This window comes from Streptomyces sp. NPDC127117 (assembly GCF_042677325.1).
Lineage (GTDB): Bacteria > Actinomycetota > Actinomycetes > Streptomycetales > Streptomycetaceae > Streptomyces.
Genome location: NZ_JBHXTM010000129.1, coordinates 1 through 2,754, shown reverse-complemented (window position 1 = coordinate 2,754; position 2,754 = coordinate 1). Strand labels below are relative to the sequence as shown.

Sequence of the window (2,754 nt, the reverse complement as noted above, 5' to 3'; positions counted from 1 at the left end):
TAGAGTCGGAAACGCAAGACCGAAGGGAAAAGCCCGGAGGAAAGCCCCAGAGAGTGTTCTGCGGGTGAGTACAAAGGAAGCGTCCGTTCCTTGAGAACTCAACAGCGTGCCAAAAGTCAACGCCAGATATGTTGATACCCCGGCCTGCTTCGGCAGGTTGGAGGTTCCTTTGAAAGTCCTACGGGGTCACTGACCCGGTAGGCAATTTACACAGCGAGGACGCTGTGAACGACCGGTCTTATTCCGTCCGGTCGTTCCGCTCTCGTGTTGTGTTGTCCCGATCACGGGAAAACATTCACGGAGAGTTTGATCCTGGCTCAGGACGAACGCTGGCGGCGTGCTTAACACATGCAAGTCGAACGATGAAGCCCTTCGGGGTGGATTAGTGGCGAACGGGTGAGTAACACGTGGGCAATCTGCCCTTCACTCTGGGACAAGCCCTGGAAACGGGGTCTAATACCGGATAACACTCTGTCCCGCATGGGACGGGGTTGAAAGCTCCGGCGGTGAAGGATGAGCCCGCGGCCTATCAGCTTGTTGGTGGGGTGATGGCCTACCAAGGCGACGACGGGTAGCCGGCCTGAGAGGGCGACCGGCCACACTGGGACTGAGACACGGCCCAGACTCCTACGGGAGGCAGCAGTGGGGAATATTGCACAATGGGCGAAAGCCTGATGCAGCGACGCCGCGTGAGGGATGACGGCCTTCGGGTTGTAAACCTCTTTCAGCAGGGAAGAAGCGAGAGTGACGGTACCTGCAGAAGAAGCGCCGGCTAACTACGTGCCAGCAGCCGCGGTAATACGTAGGGCGCAAGCGTTGTCCGGAATTATTGGGCGTAAAGAGCTCGTAGGCGGCTTGTTGCGTCGGTTGTGAAAGCCCGGGGCTTAACCCCGGGTCTGCAGTCGATACGGGCAGGCTAGAGTGTGGTAGGGGAGATCGGAATTCCTGGTGTAGCGGTGAAATGCGCAGATATCAGGAGGAACACCGGTGGCGAAGGCGGATCTCTGGGCCATTACTGACGCTGAGGAGCGAAAGCGTGGGGAGCGAACAGGATTAGATACCCTGGTAGTCCACGCCGTAAACGTTGGGAACTAGGTGTTGGCGACATTCCACGTCGTCGGTGCCGCAGCTAACGCATTAAGTTCCCCGCCTGGGGAGTACGGCCGCAAGGCTAAAACTCAAAGGAATTGACGGGGGCCCGCACAAGCAGCGGAGCATGTGGCTTAATTCGACGCAACGCGAAGAACCTTACCAAGGCTTGACATACACCGGAAAGCATCAGAGATGGTGCCCCCCTTGTGGTCGGTGTACAGGTGGTGCATGGCTGTCGTCAGCTCGTGTCGTGAGATGTTGGGTTAAGTCCCGCAACGAGCGCAACCCTTGTTCTGTGTTGCCAGCATGCCCTTCGGGGTGATGGGGACTCACAGGAGACTGCCGGGGTCAACTCGGAGGAAGGTGGGGACGACGTCAAGTCATCATGCCCCTTATGTCTTGGGCTGCACACGTGCTACAATGGCCGGTACAATGAGCTGCGATGCCGCGAGGCGGAGCGAATCTCAAAAAGCCGGTCTCAGTTCGGATTGGGGTCTGCAACTCGACCCCATGAAGTCGGAGTTGCTAGTAATCGCAGATCAGCATTGCTGCGGTGAATACGTTCCCGGGCCTTGTACACACCGCCCGTCACGTCACGAAAGTCGGTAACACCCGAAGCCGGTGGCCCAACCCCTTGTGGGAGGGAGCTGTCGAAGGTGGGACTGGCGATTGGGACGAAGTCGTAACAAGGTAGCCGTACCGGAAGGTGCGGCTGGATCACCTCCTTTCTAAGGAGCACTTCTTACCAGGCTTCGGTTTGGTCAGAGGCCACTACGTCGGCAAATGTTCGACGGTGGTTGCTCATGGGTGGAACGTTGACTATTCGGCACGGTTCTTCAGAGTTCATTAGTACTGCTTCGGCGTGGAACGTGGGTTGTGAGGGGTCGGGTCGGGCACGTTGTTGGGTATCTGAGGGTACGGCCGTAATGGTCGCCTTCAGTTGCCGGCCCCAGTGAACCTGTTCTTCGGAGCGGGGTGATGGGTGGCTGGTCGTTGTTTGAGAACTGCACAGTGGACGCGAGCATCTGTGGCCAAGTTTTTAAGGGCGCACGGTGGATGCCTTGGCACCAGGAACCGATGAAGGACGTGGGAGGCCACGATAGGCCCCGGGGAGCTGTCAACCGAGCTTTGATCCGGGGGTGTCCGAATGGGGAAACCCGGCAGTCGTCATGGGCTGTCACCCGCTGCTGAACACATAGGCAGTGTGGAGGGAACGAGGGGAAGTGAAACATCTCAGTACCCTCAGGAAGAGAAAACAACCGTGATTCCGGGAGTAGTGGCGAGCGAAACCGGATGAGGCCAAACCGTATGCGTGTGATACCCGGCAGGGGTTGCGCATGCGGGGTTGTGGGATCTCTCTTGATCAATCTGCCGATTGGTCGGCGAGTCAGAAACCGTTGATGTAGGCGAAGGACATGCGAAAGGTCCGGCGTAGAGGGTAAGACCCCCGTAGCTGAAACATTGACGGCTTGCTTGAGAGACACCCAAGTAGCACGGGGCCCGAGAAATCCCGTGTGAATCTGGCGGGACCACCCGCTAAGCCTAAATATTCCCTGGTGACCGATAGCGGATAGTACCGTGAGGGAATGGTGAAAAGTACCGCGGGAGCGGAGTGAAATAGTACCTGAAACCGTGTGCCTACAAGCCGTGGGAGCGTCGCTG

2 rRNA genes are annotated in these 2,754 nt (G+C 58.0%); both read left to right on the top strand.

Going from position 1 to position 2,754, the window contains the following annotated elements:
* Window positions 1-294 precede the first annotated feature (294 nt).
* Window positions 295-1,820 (top strand): 16S ribosomal RNA (locus tag ACFVH0_RS40440).
* A gap of 301 nt (window positions 1,821-2,121) precedes the next feature.
* Window positions 2,122-2,754, top strand: a 23S ribosomal RNA gene (locus ACFVH0_RS40435); the annotation flags it as partial.